The organism is Pseudomonas sp. B37(2017) (assembly GCF_002112885.1).
Taxonomy (GTDB): domain Bacteria; phylum Pseudomonadota; class Gammaproteobacteria; order Pseudomonadales; family Pseudomonadaceae; genus Aquipseudomonas; species Aquipseudomonas paraglycinae.
On sequence record NZ_NEIX01000010.1, the window covers coordinates 150,832 to 176,278 of the forward strand.

The following is a 25,447-nucleotide window of genomic DNA, read 5'->3' on the forward strand; positions in this document are numbered from 1 at the left end:
TCCCTCGCCGACCGTCGATGCTCATTTTTTTCGCGGCTCTGCTGCCTTCAGCGTTTCCTTGAGCGGCACCTTGAGGTAGGGATTCACGCAACCGATCTTCAGCGTTCGCGGCGGTGCCCAGCGCGAGTTGTTGCCGACCCGGTCGAGGATGCAGTAGGTCACGTCCAGCCGCAGGTCCTCGCCGGCCTCGGTGATGATCGCCGGCGGCACCCAGACCTGAATCGGCTTGCCGATATCGGCCGGGGTGATGCGCGCCAGGTCCATCCGTACATCGCCCCAGCGCAGGGTGATGGCGTCGCCTTCGGCCATGTTCAGATAGGGCTCGATGGTCAGCGGGACGCCGCGTCTGATCTGGTTCGCGTTGACGCCCTGACGGCGAATGGTGTCGGGCAGGGTCACGGGGGCGAGTTGCTGGTTTTCGTCGCCACACAGCGCTGGAGGCTGCCCACCGGGGCAGTCGAGTTTGACCGTGACCCGCGCGGCTGCCGACAGCGATGGTCCATGACCCACCCGCATGACCCGATAGTGGATGCGTGACGAGCCGCTGGCGATAAAACTCTCCGGCACTCGCAGGCTGACCGGGGCGGCGACGTCCTGTGCTGTCAGCAGGTGAGAGGCGACGTAGCAGTTGTCCCAGAACAGTTCGATCAGATCGCCGGTGTCCATGTCCGGGTAGGGCGGTACACCGACCAGCAGATGAGCCGCTGCCGCGAGGTTGATGCCGTTGTGTTGGGATGGCGCCAGGCTCGGCGCGGCCAGTTCGGGGATGTGCGAAGTGCGGGTCATGAAGTCCTCTCCTTGAAGCCTTGCAGCGAAATCCATTTCTGAAAGTTCAAATGGCGTGAATTGCCCGGTAATAAAAACAGGGTCGTTCGGCCATTCGTTATCGGGTCTTGGTAATGTTGTGGGGCGCGATGAGTGACTAGATAAAAGTTCGCTGAATGGCGTGTCAACGGAGAGGATTAGTTAATTGAAGAATTACGGATTTATCAGAAGCTTCCTACGCGGATAAGGCACTCTACCTATTCTGCATAGCGAATCGGGCCACAGCTTTTGCCGGATTTTATTGTTCTGTCGTCGGTCGGTTTGTACAGCTGGAAATTTGCAGGGGGCGAACTCTAATCACGGCGAGACTGTTGCAGGACATATATATGTAATGCAGTCGCTGGATTAAGTTTTTTATAGGGGAGGGTGTAAGCGAAACTTCCATCCATGGAAGTTTGTATTCGGGAAATTTAACGGATCAGCCGTTGTTTCTGAACTTGCTGAGGAACTGTCGGGTGCGTTCTTCTTTCGGATTGGCAAACAACGCTTTCGCTTCACCTTGTTCGACGATCACGCCCTTGTCGAAAAAAACCACTCGGTTGGCCACGTCACGGGCGAACGCCATTTCGTGGGTGACGATCACCATGGTGCGTTTCTCCTCGGCGAGGCCGCGGATGGTCGCCAGCACTTCACCTACCAGTTCCGGATCGAGGGCCGAGGTCGGCTCGTCGAACAGGATCACTTCCGGCTCCATCGCCAGCGCCCGGGCAATCGCCACGCGCTGTTGCTGGCCACCGGACAGGCGCCGTGGGTAGGCGTCTTCCTTGCCCGCCAGGCCAACCTTGGCCAGCAGCTTCTTGCCCAGGGCAATGGCTGCATCGCGGGGCGTCTTCTTGACCACGATCGGGCCTTCGATGACGTTTTCCATAGCGGTGCGGTGCGGGAACAGGTTGAAGTTCTGGAACACGAAGCCCACGTGCTGGCGCAGGTTGCGCACCAGGCTCTGCTGCTGGTTCAGCGGGCGGCTGGTATCGATTTCGATATCGCCAACCTTGATCCGGCCGCTGGTGGGTTGCTCGAGGAAGTTCAGGCAACGCAGGAACGTGGTCTTGCCCGAGCCGCTGGGGCCGATGATTGCCACGACCTCGCCTTCCTTCACCTCCAGATCAATGCCGTTGAGCACGACTTGACCCTTGAACTGCTTTGTCAGTTTTTCCACGACAATCATGGGGTCAGGACTCCTGGTCGTGCCGATTGACCCGCTCTTCCAACTTGTTCTGGAAGTGCGACAGCACCGTGGCCAGAATCCAGTAGATCAGCGCGGCGGCAAGATACATGGTGAAGACTTCGAAAGTCCGGGCGGTAATCAGCTGTGCCTGACGGAACAGCTCCGGCACCTGAATGGTGGCGGCCAGTGCGGTGTCCTTGACCAGCGAAATGAAGCTGTTGCCCAGCGGCGGCAAGGCCGTGCGCATCGCCTGCGGCAGGATGGCCCGGCGCAGGGTCTGCGCGCGGGTCATGCCGATGCTCGCAGCGGCTTCCCACTGGCCGCGCTCGATTGAACCGATTGCGGACCGCAGGATTTCACAGGCGTAGGCGGCCATGTTCAGCGAGAAGCCGATCAGTGCCGCCGGCAGCGGGTCGAGTTCCATGCCCAATTGCGGCAAGCCGTAATAGATCACGAACAGTTGCACCAGCAACGGCGTGCCGCGAAAGAACGACACGTAGATGCGGGCCAGCCAGCTGACCGACTTGAAACGCGACAGGCGCATCAACGCCAAGCCAAAGCCCAGCAGCAGGCCGAAGAACATGCCGCCCAGGCTAAGGATTACCGTGTAGTACGCGCCCTTCAACAGGAAGGGCGCGGAGTCCAGTGCGAGTTGGAAAGCTTCTTCCATTATTGGGTGACGTCAGCGTTGAAGTATTTCGTGGACAGCTTCTCAAGAGTGCCGTCGGCACGCAGTTCGTCGAGGGCCTTGTTCACGGCGGCCAGCAGTTCAGGCTCGCCTTTGCGCAGGGCTACACCGGCTTCCTGACGCGAGAAGGCTTCACCGGCAGCGACGGTTTTCGGCGCTTTCTTGGCGTATTCCAGTGCCGCCAGACGGTCGATCAGGATCGCGTCGGTACGGCCGTTGTTCAGGTCGGCGAACTTGGTCGGATCATCGTCGTAGGTGCGAACGTCGGCACCCGGCACGTTGGCGCGGACCCATTGTTCGTAGTTGGTGCCCAGGCCCACGCCGACTTTCTTGCCGGACAGGTCAGCGGCGGACTTGATGTTCAGCGCGGTTGCCTTGTCTTTCAGCACCAGCGCCTGAATCCCGGAAACGGTGTACGGCTCGGAGAAGTCATACTTCTTCTTGCGCTCTTCGGAGATGGTCACCTGATTGACCACGACGTCCAGACGCTTGGATTCCAGGGCTGCGAGGATGCCGTCCCACTTGGTCGGCTGGATCTTGGCCTTCACGCCCAGCTTCTTGGCCAGGGCTTCGGACAGCTCGACTTCGAAACCCGACAGCTTGCCGTCGGCATCGACGAAGCTGAACGGTGGGTAAGTGCCTTCCAGGCCGACGTTGATAACGCCTTTGTCCTTGATCTGTTGCAGTTGCTCACCGGCAACGGCGTTGCTGATCAGACCGGCGCTCAGTGCCAGGCCCAGCGAACCTACCAGCAGATTTCGACGTAGTGCGGAAAGAATCATGACAAGCCCCTGTGTTTTCTTATGGAAGACGCTTAAGGAAAGTTGGCGAATCCGGGAATTGGACGACAGCGCTATCCTGCCTTAAAGCAGCTTATGCGTCTCTCGCGAAATTCGCCTGCGGCGAGACTATATGACGGTTCTTTTAGAATGGAAAATAATGAATTTTCCGTTTGTTATTCTTTTAATGAATATGTAGCCAAGCTGACGCTGAGCGTTCCCACGTCGGGCGCGGGAACGCGCTCAGGCCTACAGAAAGTCCTTGTACGCGAACAACGCCGGGGCGCCGCCGGTGTGCAGGAAGATGATCGGGCCGTCGTCGAAACGTCCGCGACCGATGCCGTCGAGCAGCCCGGCCATGGCCTTGCCGGTGTAGACCGGATCGAGCAGCACGGCATCCTGACTCGCCAGCAGCTTCACCGCCGCCAGGGTTCCGGCGTTCGGCTCGCCGTAGCGCGGGCCGAAGTATTCGTCCCACAACTCGACCTTGAAGCTGTCCGGCAGCGCCACACCCAGAAGGTCGGCGGTGCGTTCGGCCAGGCCCTGGACTTTCGGGCGCTGATCTTCTTCGCTGCGCGAAACCGTCACGCCGATCACCGGCAGTTGCGGCAGGGCTTCGCTCAAGGCCAGCGCCAGACCGCTGTGAGTGCCGGCGCTGCCCGAGGCCAGAACCACGGCGGAAAATTGCAGGCCGGTGTCCTTGATCTGCTCCGCCAGCTCCAGGCCGGCGCGCACGTAACCCAGCGCGCCGAGGGCGTTGGAGCCACCGATCGGCACCAGATACGGCTTCTTGCCGTTGCTGCGCAGGCGCACGGCGAGGGCGGCCAGTTGTTCGTCGGCGTTGTCGAGGTTGTCGACCAGCTCGACCTTGGTGTCGAACAGGTCCAGCAGCAGGCGGTTGCCGTTGCCGGTGTAGTTGCTGTCGTCGGTGCCCAGCGGATTTTCCAGCAGGGCCACGCAGCCCAGACCCAGTTTCGCGGCCAGCGCGGCGGTCTGGCGAACATGGTTCGATTGCAGTGCACCAGCTGTGATCAGCGTATCGGCGCCTTGGGTGAGGGCATCGGCGGCGAGGTATTCGAGCTTGCGCAGCTTGTTGCCGCCCATGGCCAGAGGCGTCAGGTCATCGCGCTTGATGTAGACATCGCGGCCGAGCCAGGTGGACAGGCGCTCGAGTTTTTCCAGTGGGGTCGGTTGGCCGAGCAGGTCGAGGCGGTTAAAGCGATCCAGCTGTTGTTTGATCGGTTGTGTGGACATGGTTCCGTACTGATGCAAGGAGATGTCAGGACTATAGGCACGCCGATTTACCGGGGCAACCGCCAATCGCTTATAGCCAAATGTGCTTAGCCCAGCACTATCGGTTCTTAATTCGCCCCGGTGGGGTTGCCGTAAAGTAGGCGCCGTTGACGCGGCCAGACAGTCCGGCCGCCCGTGAGGAGTCTTTACCGTGAGCGAGCGTTCCAGCCATTGGCAATTGCAGACCATCGTCAGCCAGCTGCGTACCGCGCGGGATCAGTGGCGTGCGCAAAATGGCCGTGCTTCCGGCGAGCAGGGCGGGCGCGAGTTGCCGTCCCGTGATGCGATGGCGCAAATCCTTGAAGCCCTGTGCGGCGCACTGTTTCCGATGCGGCTGGGGCCGGTGGATCTGCGTGAGGAAAGCGAGGATTTCTACGTCGGCCATACCCTCGACGTTGCCTTGAATGCATTGCTGGCTCAGGCACGACTCGAACTGCGTTACGTCGCCCGTCACAGCGCCCAGGCTGACACTGAAGTCGAGGCGCAGGCGATCAGGATCATCCAGGATTTCGCCCTCGCGCTGCCGGGCCTGCGCAGCCTGCTCGATACCGATGTGCTGGCCGCGTATCACGGCGATCCGGCGGCGCGCAGCGTTGATGAAGTGCTGCTGTGTTATCCGGGGATTCTGGCGGTGATTCACCATCGTCTGGCTCACCATTTGTATCGCGCAGGTCTGCCGCTGCTGGCGCGGATCAGTTCGGAAATCGCCCACTCGGCGACCGGCATCGATATTCACCCGGGCGCGCAGATCGGCCGCAGCTTCTTCATCGACCACGGGACGGGTGTGGTGATCGGCGAGACCGCGATCATCGGCGAGCGCGTCAGGATCTATCAGGCGGTGACCCTCGGCGCCAAACGCTTCCCGGCGGACGAGGACGGCCAGTTGCAGAAGGGCCATCCACGCCATCCGATTGTCGAGGACGACGTGGTGATTTACGCCGGGGCGACGATTCTCGGGCGGATCACCATCGGCAAAGGCTCGACCATCGGCGGCAACGTGTGGCTGACCCGCAGCGTACCGGCCGGGTGCAACCTGACCCAGGCCAACCTGCAGCATGATGACGGGACGCAGAAGTAATTTTTCTATCCGATCGTTCCCGCGCAACGCGGGAACGATCGCTCTCACTAAAGCGTCATACCCCTCCTTGAGCTAGCGTACGAAAAGTACCGCTGAGCCCTGCGATTAGTCCTGAGCGTACTATCCATGTTTAACTTGAACGTTCATTCAAGTTAAACCGGCGGTTCGCTGCCCGCTCACAACAGGAGGCTTGCCTTTGCTGAGTCCGATCATTTCAGCCATTTTCCAATCTCTTGAGGTGCACCGTTCATGAGTGCATCGTCCACCCCCGCCAGCGGTCTGGTGCGCATGAATCCGCCGGTGTTCTGGTTCGCCGCGACGGTGATCCTGCTGTTCGGCCTGACAGTCATCGCAATGCCGGAACAGGCCGGCGCCTGGCTTCTCGAAGCGCAAAACTGGGCGGCCAACACGGTCGGCTGGTACTACATGCTCGCGATGACTCTGTATCTGGTCTTCGTGGTGGTCACCGCGTTATCGGGCTACGGCAAGATCAAACTCGGTGCCGACCACGACGAACCCGAATTCAGTTACCTGTCCTGGGCCGGCATGCTGTTCGCCGCCGGGATCAGCATCACGCTGTTTTTCTTCTGCGTGTCCGAGCCGCTGACCCACATGCTCCAGCCGCCGCAAGGCGAGGCCGGCACCGCGGAGGCGGCGCGTCAGGCGATGCAGATTCTGTTCCTGCACTGGGGCCTGCACGGCTGGGGCGTGTTCGCCTTCGTCGGGATGGCGCTGGCGTATTTCGCCTACCGGCATAACCTGCCGCTGGCCCTGCGTTCGGCGCTGTATCCGCTGATCGGCAAGCGCATCAACGGCCCCATCGGCTACGCGGTGGACGGCTTCGGCATCATCGCCACGGTGTTCGGCCTCGGTGCGGACATGGGCTTCGGCGTGCTCCATCTCAACTCCGGTCTGGACTACCTGTTCGGTATCGCCCACACCCAGTGGATTCAGGTCGGCCTGATCACGCTGATGATGGGCGCGGCGATCATCGTCGCCGTCTCCGGTGTGGATAAAGGCGTGCGGGTCATGTCCGACATCAACATGCTGCTGGCCTGTGCGCTGCTGTTGTTCGTGTTGTTCGCCGGCCCCACCCAGCATTTGCTCAACACCCTGATCCAGAATCTGGGCGACTACCTCGGCGCGTTGCCGATGAAGAGTTTCGACCTCTACGCCTACGACAAACCGAGCGACTGGCTCGGCGGCTGGACAGTCTTTTACTGGGCCTGGTGGATCGCGTGGTCGCCGTTCGTGGGCCTGTTCATCGCACGGATTTCCCGTGGCCGGACCATTCGCGAATTCGTCTTCGGCGTGCTGCTGATTCCGCTCGGTTTCACCCTGGCGTGGATGTCGATCTTCGGCAACAGCGCCATCGACCAGGTGCTCAATCACGGTATGTCGGCGCTGGGCATGTCGGCCCTCGACAACCCGTCGATGACCCTCTACCTGCTGCTGGAAACCTATCCGTGGGGCAAGACCGTCATCGCGGTGACGGTGTTCATCAGCTTCGTGTTCTTCGTCACCTCCGCCGACTCCGGCACCGTGGTGCTCTCGACCCTGTCGGCCAAGGGCGGCAACCCGGATGAAGACGGGCCGAAATGGCTGCGGGTGTTCTGGGGCGCGATGACCGCGCTGATCACCAGTGCGCTGCTGTTCTCCGGCAGCATCGATGCGCTGAAGTCGGCGGTGGTGCTGACCTCGCTGCCGTTCTCGCTGATTCTGCTGCTGATGATGTGGGGCCTGCACAAGGCGTTCTACCTGGAGTCGCAGAAGCAGATCGCGCAACTGCATTCGCTGGCGCCGGTCTCCGGCTCACGGCGTGGCAAGGGCGGCTGGCGTCAGCGTCTGAGCCAGGCCGTGCACTTCCCGTCGCGCGACGAGGTGTACCGCTTCATGGACACCACGGTGAAACCGGCCATCGAAGAAGTGACGGCCGTATTCGCCGAGAAAGGCCTGAACGTGGTCACCCAGCCGGATCCGGCGCACGACAGCGTCAGTCTGGAAATCGGTCACGGCGAGCAGCACCCGTTCATCTACCAGGTGCAGATGCGCGGCTACTTCACGCCGTCGTTCGCCCGCGGAGGCATGGGCTCCAAGCAGCTCAACAATCGCCGCTACTACCGCGCCGAAGTGCACTTGAGCGAGGGCAGTCAGGACTACGATCTGGTCGGCTACACCAAAGAGCAGATCATCAACGACATCCTCGACCAGTACGAACGGCACATGCAGTTCCTGCATCTGGTGCGTTGATCGGGGCAGGGCGCCGGGACGCTTTCAGGTCTCGGCGCTCAGCACCATGAACAACACCATCGCCGCCAGCGGCACGCCATACACGGCGCTGCCAATCGCAATCTCCGACCCCAGCGGCTGCCCGGCGTGCACCACGCCGACTGCACCATTGATCACCGTCAACGCCAGCCACAACGCCGCGAAACCATAGGCCAGCGTCTGCCGACTGAAGCCGATGCGCTCGCCGATGTAAAACATCAGCGCCAGCAGGATCAGGCCGAAGAAAATGATGATTGCGGTGTGCATGGGGAGGCCTGCGGCATAGTCGGTGTTTGGTCGGGCGCCTTCGCGGGCAAGTCGAATCGTCGCACCGCCGCTCCCACAAGGGTTCTGTGTCCTCCACAGATTCTGTACGCAACACAGAACCTGTGGGAGCGGGCTTGCCCGCGAAGGCGCCACCTCGGTTTCATTTAGAGCATAGCCAAACCCGCCCACGCCATATTCGTCAGGTACTTTCCCGCTCAATAACCGTGCACTGCAGCAAGTTCAGCCGCTGCACCTCATCGCTCGGCAACACGCCCAGACTTTCCAGCACCCGCGTTGCCGCCAGCACGCCGATCTCCAGCGCGGGCGGTTTGATGGTGCTCAGGCTCGGCAGCAGCATCTCGGCGAACGGGTAGTCGCCGAAGCCGAGGACGGCGCAGTCTTCGGGGATGTTGAGGCCGGCGCGTTGTCCGGCCAGCAGGGCGCCGGCGGCGAGGTTGTCGTTGGCGAAGATGATGGCGTCGGGGCGGGGTGAGGCGTTCATCAGTGCTTGCATCGCTTGTTTGCCGGCCTCGAACGGGGCGCGATCGGCGTCCGGTGCGAATACCCAAGGCTCAAGTCCTAGCTTGCGCACGGTCGCGGCGTAACCGTCGCGGCGTTCCAGTGCGCTGAAGTCGCCGGGTGCGCTGTTCTGCACGAACGCGATGCGTCGATAGCCTTTGCCGTGCAGATAACGAGCGGCGCTGACACCCACTTCAAAGTGCGAAAAGCCGATCTGCATCGGCTCGCGATCCGGTTGGTAATCCCAGGTTTCGATCACCGGGATATCCGCCTCGGCGAGCATCTTTTCCGTGCCCGCGCTGTGGAAATGACTGGTGACCACCAGCGCTGCAGGCGACCAGCCGAGGAACGCCCGCACGGCGTTTTCTTCCTGTTCTGTGCTGAAGTAACTCGAGGCCAGCAACAGCTGATAACCGTGACGGCTGAGGGTGTCGCTGAAACCCTGAATGGTGTTGGCGAAGATCGGCCCGGAGATGTTCGGGATCACCATGCCGACGATTTTCCCCCGCGCCGAGGCGAGCCCGCCGGCCACTAGATTCGGCACGTAACCCAGTTCGGCGACCACGGCCGCGATCCGTTCGCGGCGTTCGGGCGAGACCTGTTCCGGCTGGTTGAAGTAGCGCGACACGGTAATCGCCGAAACACCGGCCTGGCGCGCTACCGCGTTGAGGGTCACGCGGCCGGCACCACGGCGTTTGCGGGGCTTTTCTTCGCTCAAGGCTCGATCCTTCTTAAAAACCAAAACGCATATAAAAGTAATTTTTCAGTATTGGACGGTCTATGTCCGACTTGCCAATACTGGCGATGTTAGCGCTAACAAGGCGCGTTGTCTGCTACTCGCTCGAGCGAATGCCCAAGACACCGAGACAGGCGCTGTCGTCGCAGAACGGCAGCGGTTCAGGGCAACTTTTCGAGCGGGCAAACATGCACAACATTCCTGGGGCGACACACAAACTGGCGCAATCGATCCGCGCTGCGGGCTGGCTACTCACCGGGCTGGCCGCGCTGCCGCTGCCGGCCGCGTTCGCCGCCGACAGCTCCGATCAGGAGCCGACACTCAAGTCCGTCACGGTCACTGCCACCCGCCGCGAAGAGTCGCTGCAAAAGGTGCCGGTGGCGGTGTCGGTGATCGACGGTGAGCAGCTGGAGCGCGACAACCGCAACAGCGTGGCGAGCATCGTCCAGCAAGTGCCGTCGCTGAATTTCCGCACTGGCGCGTCGAACAAGGACACCTCGCTATTCGTGCGTGGCGTGGGGACTATTTCCACCTCGCCGGGCGTCGAGCCGACCGTGGCCACGGTAATCGATGGCGTGGTCTACGCCCGTCCCGGCCAGTCCACTCTCGATCTGCTGGATCTGGAACGCGTCGAAGTCTTGCGCGGCCCGCAAGGCACGCTGTTCGGCAAGAACGCCTCGGCCGGCGTGCTGAACATCACCAGCAAGGCGCCGACCGCCGAGACCCACGGCTACATTGATCAGTCGTACTACAGCGGTAACGAAAGCCGCACCCGTTTCGGCATCGGCGGCAGCCTGATTCCGGACACGCTCAAGGGCTCGATCAGCACCTTGTTCGGCACTTACGACGGCAACGCCGACAACAAGCACAACGGTCAGGAGGTCAACGGTTACAACCATCGCGGCGTGCGCGGCAAACTGGAATTCACTCCGAATGACGACATCACGTTCACCCTGATCGCCGACTACATGCAGTCCCACGATGACGGCCCCAACGGCGTCGTCACCAAGGCTCTGACCCCGGCCTTCGCCAATGCGCTGAGCCCGGTCGGCGCGACCAGCCACAACCGCGACATCAACACCGACACCCGTACCCACGTCGAAGACACCAACAAGGGCCTGTCCGGCCAGCTCGACTGGCAACTGGGGGATTACACCCTGACCTCGATCACCGCGTGGCGCGGCTGGGACAACACCCAGTATCAGGACGGTGACCGCCTCGGCACGGTAACGGCGGCGTTCCCGGGCACAGCGGACAAGGGCGATCTGGCCTTCGACCAGTACTCGCAGGAGCTGCGTCTGGCGTCGCCGAAAGGCGAGTTCCTCGAATACGTCGGCGGCCTGTTCTACATGCACGGCAAGGACGAGGAAACCTATCAACGCACCCTGACTACCACCACGCGCACTGATCGCGGCGTCGCCGATTACAGCACCACCAGCGACAGCTACGCCGTGTTCGGCGAGAGCACGCTGAACTTCACTTCGGACTTCCGTGGCATTGCCGGCCTGCGCTACACCCACGACGATCTGGAATACGATCACCGTCGTGTTTCCACCTCCGCCACCACCGTCAGCGGCATTCAGCCAGCCACCCGCAGTTCCGGTTCGGTGGACGAGGATGGCTGGTCCGGCCGGCTCGGTTTGCAATACGACCTGAGCGATACCGTCACCACGTATCTGACCTATTCGCGTGGCTACAAAGGCCCGGCCTACAACGTGTTCTTCAACATGCAGCCGCGCGACACGGAAGCGCTGAAACCGGAGACTTCCAACACCTGGGAGGCGGGGATCAAAGCCTCAAGCTGGAACAATCGCCTGACCACCAACCTCGCGGTTTTCCACAGCGACTACGACAACTATCAGGCGAACTTTTTCGACACCGTCGCCGGGCAAGTCGTAACGCGCCTGATCAACGCCGGCAGCGTCAGCACCGAGGGTGTGGAACTTGATTTCGCCCTGCAGGCGACCCAGCAACTGAAATTCTCGGGTGCGCTGGCCTACACCCGCGCCCGCATCGACGAGTTCGCCTGCCCGGCAGGCGCGGCGGCGTCGTGCAACGTCAACGGTAAACCGCTGCCGTTCAGCCCGGACTGGAAAAGCTACGTGCGGGCCGATTACACCATCCCGCTGGAGAACGGCCTGGATATCGAACTCGGCACCGACTACAGCTGGCAGAGCGAAGTGCAGTACGACATCAGCCAGAACGCCGACACCAAACAGGGCGCCTACGGCCTCTGGAACGCCAGCGTGGCTCTGGCCGATTACACCAACGGCTGGCGCGTGGCGTTGCTCGGCAAGAACCTCACCGACAAGTCGTATTCGCCATTGCTCGCCAGCGGTGGCAACTACATCTACCGCGCTGTGCCTCGCGACGACGAGCGCTACTTCGGCGTGCAACTGCGCAAGGACTTCTGAGATGAGCAGACAGCTGAAACTCGGCGCGTTCGTCATGGCCACCGGGCACCACGTTGCCGCGTGGCGTCATCCGGACGTGCCGGCCAACGCCGGGTTGGATTTCGCCCATTACAAACGCCTGGCGCAGATTGCCGAGGCGGCGAAATTCGACACCTTGTTCGTCGCCGACAGCGTCGCCGCGCCAACCCAGGACATTGCTAGCCGCATGGCCCGTTCGGATCACTTCGAACCACTGACCTTGCTCTCGGCCCTGAGCGCAGTGACCGAACACATCGGCCTGATCGCCACCGCCACCACCAGCTACAACGAGCCGTACCACGTGGCGCGTAAATTCGCCTCCCTCGATCACCTGTCGGGCGGGCGAGCGGGGTGGAATCTGGTGACCTCGGACAACGCCGCCGAAGCGCAGAATTTCGGCCGCGACGAACACATCGGCCATGCCGAACGCTACAGCCGCGCCCGGGAATTTCATCAGGTGGTCACCGGGCTCTGGGACAGTTGGCAGGACGACGCCTTCATCCGCGACAAGGCCAGCGGCGCGTATTACGACCCGGAAAAGCTGCACGTGCTGAATCACGTCGGCGAGCACTTCAAGGTCAAAGGCCCGCTGAATGTCGCGCGTTCGCCACAGGGTCAGCCGGTGATCGTGCAGGCCGGCTCGTCGGAAACCGGACGTGAACTGGCGGCGCAGACGGCCGAAGTGGTGTTCACCGCGCAGACCTCGCTGGCCAGCGCTCAGGCGTTTTACGCCGACCTCAAGGGACGCTTGCCGAAGTACGGACGCAGTGCCGATTCGCTGAAAATCATGCCCGGCGTGTTTGTCGTGGTCGGGCAGACGGAAGCCGAAGCGCAGGAAAAATGTGAAACGTTTCAGCAATTGGTCGAACCCGAGGTTGGCGTCGCCCTTCTTGGGCGTATGCTGGGCAACTTCGATCTGTCGAAGTACCCGCTGGACGGGCCGCTGCCGGAGTTGCCGCTGACTGACAGCGGCCAGCAAAGCCGGCAGAAACTGCTGACCGAACTGGCCGGCCGGGAGCATCTGACCCTGGCCGAGCTGGGTCGCAGAATCGCCGGTGGTCGCGGGCATTACAGCGTCGTCGGCACACCGTCGCAGATTGCCGACCGTTTGCAGGAATGGTTCGAGCAGGGCGCGGCGGACGGCTTCAACGTGCTGGTGCCGCACCTGCCCGGCGGGCTCGAAGACTTCGCCAACGGCGTGGTCCCGGAACTGCAACGGCGTGGACTGTTCAGAACCGAATACGAGGGCCGGACCTTGCGCCAGAACCTTGGCCTCGCCCGGCCCGGCAACAGATTTGCGTAGCAATCGACACCCGATTCAAGACCGACAAGAGAGGATTCGATGACTTACACCGCTGCCAAGAATCGCTACAACTCCATCCCTTACCGCCGCGTCGGACGCAGCGGTCTGGTGCTGCCGGCGCTGTCCCTGGGCCTGTGGCACAACTTCGGCGACAGCACGCCGATCGATACTCAGCGCTCGTTGCTGCGCACGGCGTTCGATCTGGGGATCAACCACTTCGACCTGGCCAACAACTACGGCCCGCCCTACGGTAGCGCCGAGACCAATTTCGGCCGTTTGCTGCGCGAAGACTTCAAGCAGTATCGCGATGAACTGATCATCTCCAGCAAGGCCGGTTGGGACATGTGGCCCGGCCCTTACGGCCAGGGCGGCGGCTCGCGCAAATACGTGCTGGCCAGCCTCGACCAGAGCCTGCAGCGCCTGGGCCTGGACTATGTGGATATCTTCTATTCGCACCGCTTCGACCCGGACACCCCGCTGGAAGAAACCGCCAGCGCCCTCGCCACGGCGGTGCAGCAGGGCAAGGCGCTGTACATCGGCATCTCGTCGTACTCCGGGGTGAAAACCCGCGAGATCGCCGCGTTGCTCAAAGAGTGGAAAGTGCCGCTGCTGATTCACCAACCGGCGTACAACCTGCTCAACCGCTGGGTGGAAAAGGACCTGCTCGACACCACCGACGAACTCGGCACCGGCGTGATTGCCTTCACCCCGCTGGCGCAGGGGCTGCTGACCGACAAATACCTCAATGGCGTGCCGGCGGATGCGCGGATCAATCGTCCGGGCGGTGGCTCGTTGCTGTCTTCGCACTTGTCCGAGGCGAATATTGCTCATGTGCGGGCGTTGAACGAGATTGCCAAGCGTCGTGGGCAGAGCCTGGCGCAACTGGCGTTGGCGTGGACGCTGCGCGATCCTCGGGTGACTTCGGCGCTGATCGGCGCGAGCCGGCCGGAGCAGATTATCGAGAACGTCGGGGCTTTGAAGAATTTGAGCTTCAGTGCGGAAGAGCTGGCGGAGATTGACCGGTTTGCCCTGGAGGGCGGGATCAATCTTTGGGAGAAACCTTCTACGGCGGAATAACGACACACTGATCGTTCCCACGCAGAGCGTGGGAACGATCAATTGTTCAGCGAAAAAACGGCACATCCCCCAACACCGTAGCCCGCTGCATCACCCGCCGCGCCGGACGGTAATCATCCACCGCGTAATGCTGCGTCACACGGTTGTCCCAGAACGCAATGTCATCCTTCTGCCAGCGCCAGCGAATGGTGAATTCCGGCCGCGTCGCATGCGCGAACAAGAACTTCAACACCGCTTCGCTCTCGGTCTCCGACAGCTCATTGATCTTCGACGTGAACCCTTCACTGACGAACAGCGAACGCCGCCCGCTCACCGGGTGCGTGCGAATCACCGGGTGCGACAGCGGTGGATTCTTGCGCCGTGCCGCTTCCCACTGCGCCAATGCTTCCGGCGTGTTGCCGTAGCGCTCCAGTGGAAACGAGCGGGTGAAATCGTGAGTCGCGGTCAGCCCTTCAAGCATGGCTTTCATCGGCGCCGACAGCGCTTCATACGCGGCAATCCCGCTGGCCCACAATGTGTCGCCACCAAACTCCGGCAACAGCTTGGCGCTGAGCACCGCGCCCATGGCCGGGGTCGGCAGGAAGGTCACGTCGGTGTGCCAGATGGCGTTGTCGCGCACGTCGGTGACGGCGGTGTCGAGGATCAGCACTTCCGGCTGTTCCGGCACGTTCGGGTAGATCGGGTGAATGTGCAGGTCGCCGAAATAGGCGGCAAAACGCGCCTGCTGCGAAGGCTCGATCGGCTGATTGCGGAAGAACAGCACCTGGTATTTGAGCAGTGCCTGCTCGATGGCGTCGCGCTGTTCCAGGTTCAGCGGCTGGCTGATGTCGACGCCGCTGATCTGTGCGCCGAGGGCCGAGCTTAAAGGGGTGATGTTCAGGCTGCTCATGGTGGTTCTCTTCAATTCCGGGGCCCCGAAACTGTCGGGGTAGTCAGTGCTGAAAAATCAGTGGGCCTGGCCGTGCCACGGCACCAGTTTGCGTTGCAGGGCGCGCAGGCCCATTTCCATGGCGAAGGCGATCAGGGCGATGACCAGAATCCCCAGTACCACCACATCAGTGACCAGAAATTGCGCAGCGGACTGCACCATGAAGCCCAGGCCGCTGGTGGCCGCGATCAGTTCAGCGGCGACCAGAGTCGACCAGCCGACACCCAGACCAATGCGCACACCGGTCAGAATGTCTGGCAGGGCGCTTGGCAAAATCACGTGGCGGATCAGTTGTGCGCGAGTGGCGCCCAGCGACTGCGCGGCGCGCAGTTTGGCCGGGTCGACGGTGCGCACGCCGGTGGCGGTTGCAATCGCGATCGGGGCAAAAATCGCCAGGTAGATCAGCAGCACTTTCGACAACTCGCCGATGCCGCACCAGATCACGATCAGCGGCAGATAGGCGAGTGGCGGAATCGGCCGGTAGAACTCGATCAGCGGATCGAGCACGCCACGGGCGATTCGGTTGGCGCCGATGGCAATGCCTACCGGCACTGCGGTCAGAATCGCAAAACCGAGGCCCAGGCCTATGCGGCTCAAACTGGCGCCCAGGTGCTGCCACAACGTCGAATCCATGTAGCCCGTGGTCGCCAGCAACCAGCCTTTTTGCAGCACGGCGGACGGTGGCGGCAGGAACAGCGGTTCGATCAGACCGGTGGCCGTGACGGCCCACCAGATCACCAGCAACGCGAACAGGGTCAGCAGGCTGATCCAGCGGGTGCTGAGGCTGCGACGCACGGGAATCACCACCGATGTGGCGGCGGGTTTCACGGCGGTGGCGGAAACGTCGTAACTGCTCATGCGCGCTCCTGCCGTTGAACGGCGCTGCGTTGCGAGAACACTTTGGCCAGCACGTGTTCGCGGGTTTCGATGAAGCGCGGATCGGACTTGATCGCCCGCGCCGATTCGCCGGCGGCGTAGCGCTGGCCGAAGTCGAGGTGCAGACACTCGACGATCTGCCCCGGATTCGGCGCGAGCAGAATCAGGTCAGTGGCGAGGAACACCGCTTCTTCAATGTCGTGGGTAATCAGGAACACCGGTTTGGCGGTGCGTTGCCAGACTTGCAGCAACAGCTCCTGCATCTGTTCGCGGGTAAAGGCGTCGAGGGCGCCGAAGGGTTCGTCCATCAGCAAAACACGCGGATCGGCGGCGAGGGCGCGGGCCAGGCCAACGCGTTGCTTCTGGCCGCCGGAAAGCTGCCAGATGCGACGATGTTCAAAGCCGGAAAGGTCGACCAGCGCGAGCATTTCCCGGGCGCGCTGTTCGCGTTTGTCCTTGGCCACACCGGCCAGTTCCAGACCGAAAGCGACGTTGGCCAACACGTCCTGCCAAGGCAGCAGGGCATCGTCCTGGAACACCACGCCGCGCTCGGCGCTCGGGCCTTTGACCGGCACGTTGTCGAGGGTGATACGGCCGGCGCTCGGTTCGACGAAGCCGGCAATCAGGTTCAACAGCGAAGTCTTGCCACTGCCGGACGGGCCGAGGGCCACCAGCAATTGCTGAGGGCCGAGGGTCAGGGAAATGTCGGACAGTACCGGTTCCGGGCTGCCGGGGTACTGTGCGCTGATGCGCTCCAGCTGTAGCAAGGCCATCGCAATTAACTCCCGATCAGTTGGTGATGTACTTGGCGCTGACGTACGGCGCGTAGTCCGGCAGTACCGCTTCGACCTTGCCTTGCTCCTTGAGGAACGCAGCGGTGTCGGTGATGGCTTTGGTGGTCGGCGCGCCGAGGTCACTGACCTGATCCGCCGCCAGCGGGTAGACGTTGCCTTGCAGCAGCAATGGGATGTCGCTGGCCTTGGCGCCGGAGAGCTTCACCAGCTTGTCGACGTTGCTCTGGTTGGCGAGCCAGGCTTTCGGATCCTTGCGGTAGTCGGCGTAGGCGTCGAGGGTGACCTTGGCGAATGCGGTGACGATTTCCGGGTGCTTCTCGGCGAAGTCCTTGCGCACGATCCAGGCGTCGAAGGTCGGCGCGCCGAACTTGGCCAGTTCACCGGAAGTGATCAGCACTTTGCCGTTTTCCTTGGCCACACCCAGCGCTGGATCCCAGACGTAGGTGGCGTCGATGTCACCGCGTTTCCACGCAGCAATGATCGCTGGTGGGGCGAGGTTGAGGACGGTGACTTTCGACGGGTCGATGTTCCAGTGCTTCAGTGCGGCCAACAGGCTGTAGTGACCGGTGGACACGAACGGCACGGCGATTTTCTTGCCGACCAGATCCTGCGGCGTCTTGATGCCGGAGCCGTCGCGGGCGACCAGCGCTTCGGCGGCGCCGATCTGGGTGGCGATGAGGAAGGTTTCCACCGGGACTTTGCGGGTGATTGCAGCGGTCAGCGGGCTGGAACCGAGGTAGCCGATCTGCACGTCGCCGGAGGCGATGGCGGCGATGATGTCGGCACCGTTATCGAATTTGCGCCAGTTGATGTCGGCCTTGGTGGCTTTCTCGTAGGCGCCGTCGGCCTGGGCGACTTTCGCCGGGTCAACGGTGGTCTGGTAGGCGACGGTGAGGTCGGCGGCCTGAGCCAGGAAACTCGCAGCAGCCAGAGAGGCCACGGCCAGCAGGCGAAGCGGGAAATTCAGTTTCATTGAAGAGCTCCATATCAGGCGACCGAGCGTCGGCGTGAAAGGAGACTAAATGATCTAAGAATCTAAAAATAAATAACTTTTTAGAATGAGCTTATGAGCGGAAAAATCTAAGCCGGGGAGTCTTTGTCAGTTCCCACGCTCTGCGTGGGAACTCAGCTTGTGACGCTCCGCGTCACTGGGACGCAGAGCGTCCCTTGAGGCATTCCCACGCAGAGCGTGGGAATGATCATCAGCGTGAGGCGTTACCACACAGGCGGTTCGATGCCTCGACGTGGGAACGATCAATCCAAAGACAAACGATCAGTTGCTGATCGCCAGAATGCTCGCCTGATACGACCCGACAAATACGTCGAAATCGCCCACCTCGTTCTGCTCAAGGTCAGCCTGTTGCGCCAGCGAAGACCGCGCCAGTTCTTCGAACTTCGCTTGTTCCTCAGCCGCCAACGGTTCGCTGCGGAAGAACTCGGCGTGGGCCTGGCTCTGGCGCAGGGAGAATTGCGCGAAGCTTTCCTTGTGCGCGGCCATCGCCGCCAGCACCTGAGCCGAAGGTGTCAGGGACGAATCCTTGACCTTGGCCAGCTGCGCATCGAGTGCCTTGCTGTGGGCATCGCCGCCGTGGCTTTGATCCAGCATCGCCGCCAGCGGAGCGATTTTTTCCAGCAGTTCGGCGGCCCATTCCTTCAGCTCGACCGGTTGCCCGTCGCGCTGCAATTGCAGGCCCGGACGGCGACCTTCCTTGACCACGCTGAGGAAGTTGGAGGTGGCGTTGCCGCAGGAGTTGTTGGTCAGCAGCGGGCTTTCGTTCAGCGCGCAGTACAGCAGGAACGCGTCGAGGAAGCGCGACTCGGTGAGGTCGATGCCCATCGGCAGGAACGGGTTGATGTCCAGGCAGCGCACTTCGACGTACTGAATGCCACGGGCCATCAAGGCCTGGATCGGCCGCTCGCCGGTATAGGTCACGCGTTTCGGGCGGATGTTCGAGTAGTACTCGTTTTCGATCTGCAGGATATTGGTGTTCAGTTGCACCCACTCGCCATCCTGGTGCGTGCCGACTTCAACGTACGGCGCGTACGGTGTGGCCACCGCTTTGCGCAGGCTGTCGGTGTAGCTCGCCAGGTCGTTGTAGCACGGCGTCAGGCCGGCCTGGGCATTGCTCTGGTAACCGAGGTCGCTCATGCGCAGGCTGGTGGCGTAGGGCAGGTACAGGGTGTCCGGATCCAGCTGTTCCAACTGGTGCGCACGACCGCGCAGGAAACCGGCGTCCAGCGCCGGCGAAGCACCGAACAGGTACATCAGCAGCCAGCTGTAGCGGCGGAAGTTGCGGATCAGCGCGATATAGGACGACGACTGGAAATCCCGGTCGGTGCCGACGAAGCCTTCGGCCTCTTTCAGCAACGGCCAGAGCTTTTCCGGCAGGGAGAAGTTGTAGTGAATCCCGGCGATGCACTGCATGGTCTTGCCGTAACGCAGGGCCAGGCCCTTGCGGTAGACGTACTTGAGCTGACCGATGTTGGAGGTGCCGTAATAGGCGATCGGGATGTCTTCCTCGGCCGGCAACGGGCACGGCATCGATGGACTCCACAGGTACTCATTGCCGAGCTTGCTGTAGGCGAAGCGATGAATCTTGTCCAGACTCGCCAGAGTATCGGCAGGGTCTGGCAGGGCGGGCGTGATGAACTCCAGCAGCGACTCGGAATAGTCGGTCGTGATCTGTTCGTTGGTCAGCGCGGAACCCAGGGCTTCAGGGTGCGGCGTTTGGGCCAGGCGGCCTTCGCCGGTCACGCGCAGGCATTCACGTTCGATACCGTGAAGGCACTGCTCAAGCAGAGAGAGGTTAGCGCGCTCGCCGAGCAGAGCCAGGCGGCGGTTGAGAAGTTCGCTCAATTTGGATTCCTTCACGCGTCAGTCGCCCCAATATGGGGGTGGGCAGGACGGTCTACAAGGGTGAAGTTGAAACTGGCGTTTTCGCCTGGTTTTCGGGTGGTTAAACCCATGTTGGAAACGCCGACTTCAATCCTTGAATCTGGCTGATACACGCGAAGAAAATGAGATCCCTGTGGGAGCGGGCTTGCCCGCGAAAGCGGTGTGTCAGACAAGTTGATACTGGCTGATACGCCCCATTCGCGGGCAAGCCCGCTCCCACAGGAAACTCCGACGCTGCGATCACAGCGCCGAAATTAACTCAAAATGATGAACAACATCTACAGGACAGCGAACGTGCCTTGCGCTTTTGCGACCAGTTTGTCGCCCTGCATCACGTCGGCTTCGACCACCAGCGTGCGTCGGCCCGGGTGGATCACCCGCGCCGTGCACATCACCTCGCCTTCAGAGACGGCGCGGATGTAGTTGATCTTGCACTCGATGGTCGCGCTCTGCTGGTCGAAGCCATGGGTGCTGGAACAGGCTAGCCCCATGGCGATATCCACCAGACTGAACAGTGCGCCGCCGTGCAGCTTGCCGCCGCGATTGCGCAGTTCGGGTTCCAGCGCCAGGGCGACTTGCGCCACCCCGGTTTCCAGGCTGTGCAGGCGGCAGCCCAACAGCTTGAAAAACGCGCTCTCGACGAGCCCGGCCGGAATGCCCATCAGCGTTTCTTCAACTGCTTGGCGTTGGCAAACAGCGATGCCATGGCGTTGTTCGCCGGAGCCGCCGGGGTGCTTTCCTTGCGTGGCGCCGAACCCTGCGACTGGCGTGGCGCCGAGCCTGGGCGCGAGCCACGGGCACCGTCGATTTTCTCGCCCGGGGTGTCGCTCATGCGCATCGACAGGCCGACGCGTTTGCGCGGGATATCGACTTCCATGACCTTCACTTTCACCACGTCACCGGCCTTCACCGCTTCGCGCGGATCCTTGATGAATTTCTCCGACAGCGCCGAAATGTGCACCAGACCGTCCTGATGCACGCCGATGTCAACGAACGCACCGAACGCGGTCACGTTGGTCACCACGCCTTCGAGGATCATCCCCAGTTGCAGGTCCTTCAGGTCCTCGACGCCTTCCTGGAACTCGGCGGTCTTGAACTCCGGACGCGGGTCGCGGCCCGGTTTTTCCAGTTCCTGCAGGATGTCGGTGACGGTTGGCAGACCGAAGGTCTCGTCGGTGAATTTCTTCGGATCCAGACGCTTGAGGAACGAGGCGTCGCCGATCAGCGAGCGAATGTCGCGGTCGGTTTCAGCGGCGATGCGTTGCACCAGCGGATAGGCTTCCGGGTGAACGGCCGAGGAGTCCAGCGGGTTGTCGCCGTTCATCACGCGCAGGAAGCCGGCGGCCTGTTCGAAGGTTTTCTCGCCCAGACGCGCGACTTTCTTCAGCGCGGCGCGGGTCTTGAACGCGCCGTGCTCATCACGGTGAGTCACGATGTTCTGCGCCAGCGTCGCGTTGAGGCCGGAGATCCGCGCCAGCAGCGCCACGGAGGCGGTGTTCACGTCCACGCCGACGGCGTTCACGCAGTCCTCGACTACGGCGTCCAGACCACGCGCCAGTTTCAGCTGCGACACGTCGTGCTGGTACTGGCCGACACCGATGGATTTCGGATCGATTTTCACCAGTTCGGCCAGCGGATCCTGCAGGCGACGGGCAATCGATACCGCGCCGCGGATGGACACGTCCAGATCCGGGAATTCCTTGGCTGCCAGCTCCGATGCCGAATACACCGATGCGCCGGCTTCGGACACCATGACCTTGGTCATTTTCATCGCTGGGTATTTTTTGATCAGCTCGATGGCCAGCTTGTCGGTCTCACGGCTGGCGGTGCCGTTGCCGATGGCGATCAGGTCGACCGAATGTTTGGCGCACAGAGCGGCCAGAATGGCGATGGTCTGATCCCATTTGTTGTGCGGCACGTGCGGGTAAACCGTGGCGTGATCCAGCAGCTTGCCGGTGGAGTCGACCACCGCGACCTTGCAACCGGTACGCAGGCCCGGGTCGAGGCCCAGGGTGGCGCGCGGGCCGGCCGGGGCGGCCAGCAGCAGGTCGTGCAGGTTGTGGGCGAACACATTGATCGCTTCGGTTTCGGCGCCGTCGCGCAGCTCGCCCAGCAGGTCGGTTTCCAGGTGGGTGTAGAGCTTGACCTTCCAGGTCCAGCGCACCACTTCACCCAGCCATTTGTCGGCCGGCCGGTTCTGGTTCTGGATGCCGACGTGCTGACCGATCATGCCTTCGCACGGGTGCAGGGTGCCCGGCAGTTCGTCGCCGACTTTCAGTGCAGAGCTGAGAATGCCTTCGTTGCGGCCACGGAAAATCGCCAGCGCGCGGTGCGACGGCATGCTTTTCAGCGGTTCGTCGTGTTCGAAGTAATCGCGGAATTTCGCGCCTTCTTCTTCCTTGCCGGCGATCACGCGGGCACTGAGGGTGGCTTCCTGTTTCAGGTAGGTGCGCAGTTTTTCCAGCAGGTTGGCGTCTTCGGCGAAGCGCTCCATGAGGATGTACTTGGCGCCTTCCAGCGCTGCCTTGGCGTCGGCCACGCCTTTTTCGGCGTCGACGAAGCGCGCGGCTTCGGCTTCCGGGGCCAGCGACGGGTCGTTGAACAGACCGTCGGCCAGTTCGCCGAGGCCGGCTTCCAGGGCGATCTGGCCCTTAGTGCGGCGCTTCTGCTTGTACGGCAGGTACAAGTCTTCGAGGCGGGTCTTGGTGTCGGCGAGTTTGATTTCGCGCTCCAGCTCAGGGGTGAGTTTGCCCTGCTCCTGGATGCTGGAAAGAATGCTGATGCGCCGTTCGTCGAGTTCTCGCAGGTAGCGCAGACGCTCTTCCAGATGACGCAATTGGGTGTCATCGAGGCTGCCGGTCACTTCTTTCCGGTAACGGGCGATGAAGGGAACGGTAGAGCCTTCATCGAGTAGCGCGACGGCCGCTTCGACCTGTTGTGGGCGTACGCCGAGTTCCTCGGCGATGCGGCTGTTGATGCTGTCCATAAAACCACCTGACAAATTGTGAAAGCAGGCTCGCAGGCGCGTAAATGAAGGCCCGGAGTCTGGTGGGGCGGCTTGATGCTGGCCGCTGCCTGGGTCAAAAGGCATCCCATTGACCCGTGAAATCGAACAATTACTGCGGCGCCCATGAAAATAAAGGACGGCCACCTGCGGTAACGATTCAGACGTTGCCTGACACAAAAGGCCGCGCATTATAACCAGCGTTCTGTCATTCGGGGGGGACGCAGTCTGTAGGCACAAGCCCCGGTTTTCTGGCAGTGAAGGAAAAATCTGCTAACAATGCACACGGTGCGTATAACGGCAGCTACGCCATAATGCGCGCCGAGCTAAAAGGAGCATCCAATGAGCAGCACTGCACAAACTGCTGAAGGCGAAAAAATTCTCATCGTTGACGACGATCCGGGGCTGAGCAGCCTGCTGGAACGCTTTTTCGTCAGCAAGGGCTACCGTGCCCGCGCCGTACCGAATACCGAGCAGATGGATCGTCTGCTGTCGCGTGAAGTGTTCAACCTGGTCGTCCTCGACCTGATGCTGCCGGGCGAAGACGGCCTGACCGCTTGCCGCCGCCTGCGTGGCGCGAACAATCAGATTCCGATCATCATGCTCACCGCCAAGGGCGACGAGCTGAGCCGTATCAAGGGCCTGGAACTGGGCGCCGACGATTACCTGGCCAAGCCATTCAACCCGGACGAGCTGATGGCTCGCGTCAAAGCCGTGCTGCGCCGTCAGGCCGCGCCGGTGCCGGGCGCGCCGGGCAGTGAAGAAGAAAACGTCACGTTCGGCGACTACGTGCTGTCCCTGGCCACCCGCGAACTCAAACGCGGCGACGAAGTGCACATGCTCACCACCGGTGAGTTTGCGGTGCTCAAGGCCCTGGTGATGAACGCCCGTCAGCCGCTGACCCGCGACAAGCTGATGAACCTGGCCCGTGGCCGCGAGTGGGATGCCCTGGAGCGTTCCATCGACGTGCAGATTTCCCGTCTGCGCCGGATGATCGAACCTGATCCGTCCAAGCCGCGCTACATCCAGACTGTCTGGGGTGTCGGCTACGTGTTCGTGCCGGATGGCAACTCCACCAAGTGATGGGTGATTTGTAGGAGCGGGTCTGCGGGAAACGGTCGGAAACGCCGTCCGCGCAGACTCGCAATCCGCAATATGCGAGCATTGCTCGCTCCTGCAAGTGTGTAGCGGTTATCCATGAAAACCCCCGTCTGGTTCCCCCAAAGTTTCTTCTCCCGCACCCTTTGGCTGGTGCTCATCGTCGTATTGTTTTCCAAGGCATTGACCCTGGTTTATCTGTTGATGAACGAGGACGTGCTGGTGGATCGCCAATACAGCCACGGCGTCGCCCTGACGCTGCGCGCCTACTGGGCCGCCGACGAAGAGAACCGCGCGAAAATCGCCGATGCCGCCACGCTGATCCGGGTGGTCGGCGCCGGTGTGCCGGAAGGCGAACAGCACTGGCCGTACAGTGAAATCTACCAGCGGCAGATGCAGGCGGAACTGGGTGCCGACACCGAAGTGCGCTTGCGCATGCATTCGCCGCCGGCCTTGTGGGTTCGTGCCCCGAGCCTCGGTGATGGCTGGTTGAAAGTGCCGTTGTACCCGCACCCGTTGCGTGGCCAGAAAATCTGGAACGTGCTCGGCTGGTTCCTGGCGATCGGCCTGCTGTCCACGGCGTCTGCGTGGATTTTCGTCAGCCAGCTTAACCAGCCACTGAAACGTCTGGTTTATGCCGCCCGGCAACTCGGCCAGGGCCGCAGCGTGCGCCTGCCGATCAGCGACACCCCCAGCGAAATGGCCGAGGTTTATCGTGCCTTCAACCAGATGGCCGAAGACGTCGAGCAGGCCGGTCGCGAGCGTGAGCTGATGCTCGCCGGGGTATCCCATGACTTGCGGACGCCGCTGACCCGTTTGCGGCTGTCACTGGAGTTGATGGGCGACCGCACCGACCTGACCGACGACATGGTGCGCGACATCGAAGACATGGACGCGATCCTCGACCAGTTCCTCGCCTTCATTCGCGATGGTCGGGACGAGTCGGTTGAGGAGGTGGACCTCAGCGATCTGGTGCGTGAAGTGGCGGCGCCCTATAACCAGACCGAAGAGAAAGTGCGCCTGCGCCTGGAACCGATCCAGCCGTTCCCGCTGCGTCGGGTGTCGATGAAGCGTCTGCTGAACAACCTGATTGGCAACGCGCTGAATCATGCCGGCGGCAGCGTGGACGTCGCAGCCTATGTGTCCGGTGACACCAGCGCGCCGTACGTGGTGCTGAGCGTGATGGACCGTGGGGCGGGGATCGACCCTTCCGAGCTTGAGGCGATCTTCAACCCGTTCACCCGTGGCGATCGGGCGCGGGGCGGGAAGGGCACCGGACTGGGACTGGCGATTGTGAAGCGGATTGCTTCGATGCACGGCGGCAATGTCGAACTGCGCAACCGCTCCGGTGGCGGGCTGGAAGCACGGGTCCGGTTGCCGCTGGGATTGATGCTGCCGCGAGACGCGGTTTAAGTTTC

The 25,447-nt window shown here is 62.0% G+C and carries 21 protein-coding genes; 7 read left to right on the forward strand and 14 right to left on the reverse strand.

Features of this window, described 5'->3' with window-relative positions:
- Positions 1–21: 21 nt before the first annotated feature.
- The 5 genes from CAF90_RS22910 to CAF90_RS22930 form a co-directional block, all read right to left on the reverse strand.
- Positions 22–786 (reverse strand): hypothetical protein, encoded by a 765-nt coding sequence (locus CAF90_RS22910; RefSeq protein WP_085608601.1) that lies wholly within the window; start codon positions 784–786, stop codon positions 22–24.
- Positions 787–1,243: 457 nt separating this feature from the next.
- A complete protein-coding gene (gene tcyN, locus CAF90_RS22915; protein ID WP_085608602.1) occupies positions 1,244–1,993 on the reverse strand; it encodes an L-cystine ABC transporter ATP-binding protein TcyN in 750 nt (249 codons plus the stop codon).
- Between the two features lie 4 nt (positions 1,994–1,997).
- The gene (gene tcyL / locus CAF90_RS22920; protein WP_007952735.1) at positions 1,998–2,663 is read right to left on the reverse strand and encodes a cystine ABC transporter permease; all 666 of its coding nucleotides are present in this window, start codon (positions 2,661–2,663) and stop codon (positions 1,998–2,000) included.
- Positions 2,663–3,463 (reverse strand): cystine ABC transporter substrate-binding protein, encoded by an 801-nt coding sequence (gene tcyJ, locus CAF90_RS22925; RefSeq protein WP_085608603.1) that lies wholly within the window; start codon positions 3,461–3,463, stop codon positions 2,663–2,665. Before tcyJ ends, tcyL begins: the two co-directional genes overlap by 1 nt.
- 246 nt (positions 3,464–3,709) lie before the next feature.
- Complete coding sequence (locus tag CAF90_RS22930; RefSeq protein WP_085608604.1) at positions 3,710–4,714, reverse strand: D-cysteine desulfhydrase; 1,005 nt, start codon at positions 4,712–4,714, stop codon at positions 3,710–3,712.
- Between the two features lie 190 nt (positions 4,715–4,904).
- On the opposite strand from CAF90_RS22930, the gene epsC reads away from it, so the two are divergent.
- Positions 4,905–5,831: a serine O-acetyltransferase EpsC gene (gene epsC / locus CAF90_RS22935; RefSeq protein WP_007952730.1), complete on the forward strand. Its 927-nt coding sequence runs from the start codon at positions 4,905–4,907 to the stop codon at positions 5,829–5,831.
- A gap of 288 nt (positions 5,832–6,119) precedes the next feature.
- Positions 6,120–8,081, forward strand: coding sequence for a choline transporter BetT (betT, locus tag CAF90_RS22940; protein ID WP_170929420.1), 1,962 nt, complete (start codon positions 6,120–6,122; stop codon positions 8,079–8,081).
- Between the two features lie 24 nt (positions 8,082–8,105).
- On the opposite strand, the gene CAF90_RS22945 is transcribed toward betT, so the two are convergent.
- Together CAF90_RS22945 and CAF90_RS22950 are read right to left on the reverse strand one after the other, a co-directional pair.
- The gene (locus CAF90_RS22945) at positions 8,106–8,366 is read right to left on the reverse strand and encodes a hypothetical protein (RefSeq protein WP_007952727.1); all 261 of its coding nucleotides are present in this window, start codon (positions 8,364–8,366) and stop codon (positions 8,106–8,108) included.
- Between the two features lie 199 nt (positions 8,367–8,565).
- Positions 8,566–9,603, reverse strand: a complete 1,038-nt coding sequence (locus tag CAF90_RS22950; RefSeq protein WP_085608606.1) for a LacI family DNA-binding transcriptional regulator — start codon at positions 9,601–9,603, stop codon at positions 8,566–8,568.
- Positions 9,604–9,809: 206 nt separating this feature from the next.
- On the opposite strand from CAF90_RS22950, the gene CAF90_RS22955 reads away from it, so the two are divergent.
- From CAF90_RS22955 to mgrA, 3 genes are read left to right on the forward strand one after another with little or no spacing between them, the layout of a single operon-like run.
- On the forward strand, positions 9,810–12,035 hold the full coding sequence (locus CAF90_RS22955; RefSeq protein WP_085608607.1) for a TonB-dependent receptor: 2,226 nt from the start codon (positions 9,810–9,812) through the stop codon (positions 12,033–12,035).
- A 1-nt stretch (position 12,036) separates the two neighbouring features.
- Entirely contained in the window at positions 12,037–13,356 is a 1,320-nt protein-coding gene (locus CAF90_RS22960) for an LLM class flavin-dependent oxidoreductase (RefSeq protein WP_085608608.1), read from the forward strand.
- 39 nt (positions 13,357–13,395) lie between these two features.
- On the forward strand, positions 13,396–14,433 hold the full coding sequence (gene mgrA / locus CAF90_RS22965; RefSeq protein ID WP_085608609.1) for an L-glyceraldehyde 3-phosphate reductase: 1,038 nt from the start codon (positions 13,396–13,398) through the stop codon (positions 14,431–14,433).
- 46 nt (positions 14,434–14,479) lie between these two features.
- On the opposite strand, the gene tauD is transcribed toward mgrA, so the two are convergent.
- The 7 genes from tauD to CAF90_RS23005 all read right to left on the reverse strand — a co-directional run bounded on the left by tauD (position 14,480) and on the right by CAF90_RS23005 (position 22,913).
- Positions 14,480–15,322, reverse strand: a complete 843-nt coding sequence (gene tauD / locus CAF90_RS22970; protein WP_085608610.1) for a taurine dioxygenase — start codon at positions 15,320–15,322, stop codon at positions 14,480–14,482.
- A 57-nt stretch (positions 15,323–15,379) separates the two neighbouring features.
- Positions 15,380–16,219 carry a taurine ABC transporter permease TauC gene (gene tauC, locus CAF90_RS22975; protein WP_064382739.1) on the reverse strand — a complete coding sequence of 280 codons (840 nt, stop codon included), beginning with the start codon at positions 16,217–16,219 and terminating at the stop codon, positions 15,380–15,382.
- A complete protein-coding gene (gene tauB / locus CAF90_RS22980) occupies positions 16,216–17,010 on the reverse strand; it encodes a taurine ABC transporter ATP-binding subunit (protein ID WP_085608611.1) in 795 nt (264 codons plus the stop codon). The genes tauC and tauB overlap by 4 nt, the downstream gene beginning before the upstream one ends.
- 16 nt (positions 17,011–17,026) lie before the next feature.
- Positions 17,027–18,004 (reverse strand): taurine ABC transporter substrate-binding protein, encoded by a 978-nt coding sequence (gene tauA, locus CAF90_RS22985; RefSeq protein WP_007952702.1) that lies wholly within the window; start codon positions 18,002–18,004, stop codon positions 17,027–17,029.
- 300 nt (positions 18,005–18,304) lie between these two features.
- Complete coding sequence (gene gshA / locus CAF90_RS22990; protein ID WP_085608612.1) at positions 18,305–19,888, reverse strand: glutamate--cysteine ligase; 1,584 nt, start codon at positions 19,886–19,888, stop codon at positions 18,305–18,307.
- Between the two features lie 317 nt (positions 19,889–20,205).
- Positions 20,206–20,589 (reverse strand): PaaI family thioesterase, encoded by a 384-nt coding sequence (locus CAF90_RS23000; RefSeq protein WP_085608614.1) that lies wholly within the window; start codon positions 20,587–20,589, stop codon positions 20,206–20,208.
- On the reverse strand, positions 20,589–22,913 hold the full coding sequence (locus CAF90_RS23005; RefSeq protein WP_085608615.1) for a Tex family protein: 2,325 nt from the start codon (positions 22,911–22,913) through the stop codon (positions 20,589–20,591). Before CAF90_RS23005 ends, CAF90_RS23000 begins: the two co-directional genes overlap by 1 nt.
- Positions 22,914–23,273: 360 nt before the next feature.
- Between CAF90_RS23005 and ompR the strand changes: the two genes are divergently transcribed.
- The gene (ompR, locus tag CAF90_RS23010; protein WP_007952694.1) at positions 23,274–24,014 is read left to right on the forward strand and encodes a two-component system response regulator OmpR; all 741 of its coding nucleotides are present in this window, start codon (positions 23,274–23,276) and stop codon (positions 24,012–24,014) included.
- Positions 24,015–24,128: 114 nt separating this feature from the next.
- Positions 24,129–25,442 (forward strand): ATP-binding protein, encoded by a 1,314-nt coding sequence (locus CAF90_RS23015; RefSeq protein ID WP_007952691.1) that lies wholly within the window; start codon positions 24,129–24,131, stop codon positions 25,440–25,442.
- The last annotated feature ends 5 nt before the right edge of the window (positions 25,443–25,447 follow it).

Coding starts and splice junctions, on each gene's coding strand:
- tauC (WP_064382739.1), bottom strand. CDS start 16,219: ATGAGCAGTTACGACGTTTCCGCCACCGCCGTGAAACCCGCCGCCACA.
- tcyJ (WP_085608603.1), bottom strand. CDS start 3,463: ATGATTCTTTCCGCACTACGTCGAAATCTGCTGGTAGGTTCGCTGGGC.
- CAF90_RS22955 (WP_085608607.1), top strand. CDS start 9,810: ATGCACAACATTCCTGGGGCGACACACAAACTGGCGCAATCGATCCGC.
- CAF90_RS22930 (WP_085608604.1), bottom strand. CDS start 4,714: ATGTCCACACAACCGATCAAACAACAGCTGGATCGCTTTAACCGCCTC.
- CAF90_RS23005 (WP_085608615.1), bottom strand. CDS start 22,913: ATGGACAGCATCAACAGCCGCATCGCCGAGGAACTCGGCGTACGCCCA.
- tauA (WP_007952702.1), bottom strand. CDS start 18,004: ATGAAACTGAATTTCCCGCTTCGCCTGCTGGCCGTGGCCTCTCTGGCT.
- CAF90_RS22945 (WP_007952727.1), bottom strand. CDS start 8,366: ATGCACACCGCAATCATCATTTTCTTCGGCCTGATCCTGCTGGCGCTG.
- CAF90_RS23015 (WP_007952691.1), top strand. CDS start 24,129: ATGAAAACCCCCGTCTGGTTCCCCCAAAGTTTCTTCTCCCGCACCCTT.
- CAF90_RS22910 (WP_085608601.1), bottom strand. CDS start 786: ATGACCCGCACTTCGCACATCCCCGAACTGGCCGCGCCGAGCCTGGCG.
- ompR (WP_007952694.1), top strand. CDS start 23,274: ATGAGCAGCACTGCACAAACTGCTGAAGGCGAAAAAATTCTCATCGTT.
- tcyL (WP_007952735.1), bottom strand. CDS start 2,663: ATGGAAGAAGCTTTCCAACTCGCACTGGACTCCGCGCCCTTCCTGTTG.
- mgrA (WP_085608609.1), top strand. CDS start 13,396: ATGACTTACACCGCTGCCAAGAATCGCTACAACTCCATCCCTTACCGC.
- CAF90_RS23000 (WP_085608614.1), bottom strand. CDS start 20,589: ATGGGCATTCCGGCCGGGCTCGTCGAGAGCGCGTTTTTCAAGCTGTTG.
- betT (WP_170929420.1), top strand. CDS start 6,120: ATGAATCCGCCGGTGTTCTGGTTCGCCGCGACGGTGATCCTGCTGTTC.
- tauB (WP_085608611.1), bottom strand. CDS start 17,010: ATGGCCTTGCTACAGCTGGAGCGCATCAGCGCACAGTACCCCGGCAGC.
- tauD (WP_085608610.1), bottom strand. CDS start 15,322: ATGAGCAGCCTGAACATCACCCCTTTAAGCTCGGCCCTCGGCGCACAG.
- CAF90_RS22960 (WP_085608608.1), top strand. CDS start 12,037: ATGAGCAGACAGCTGAAACTCGGCGCGTTCGTCATGGCCACCGGGCAC.
- tcyN (WP_085608602.1), bottom strand. CDS start 1,993: ATGATTGTCGTGGAAAAACTGACAAAGCAGTTCAAGGGTCAAGTCGTG.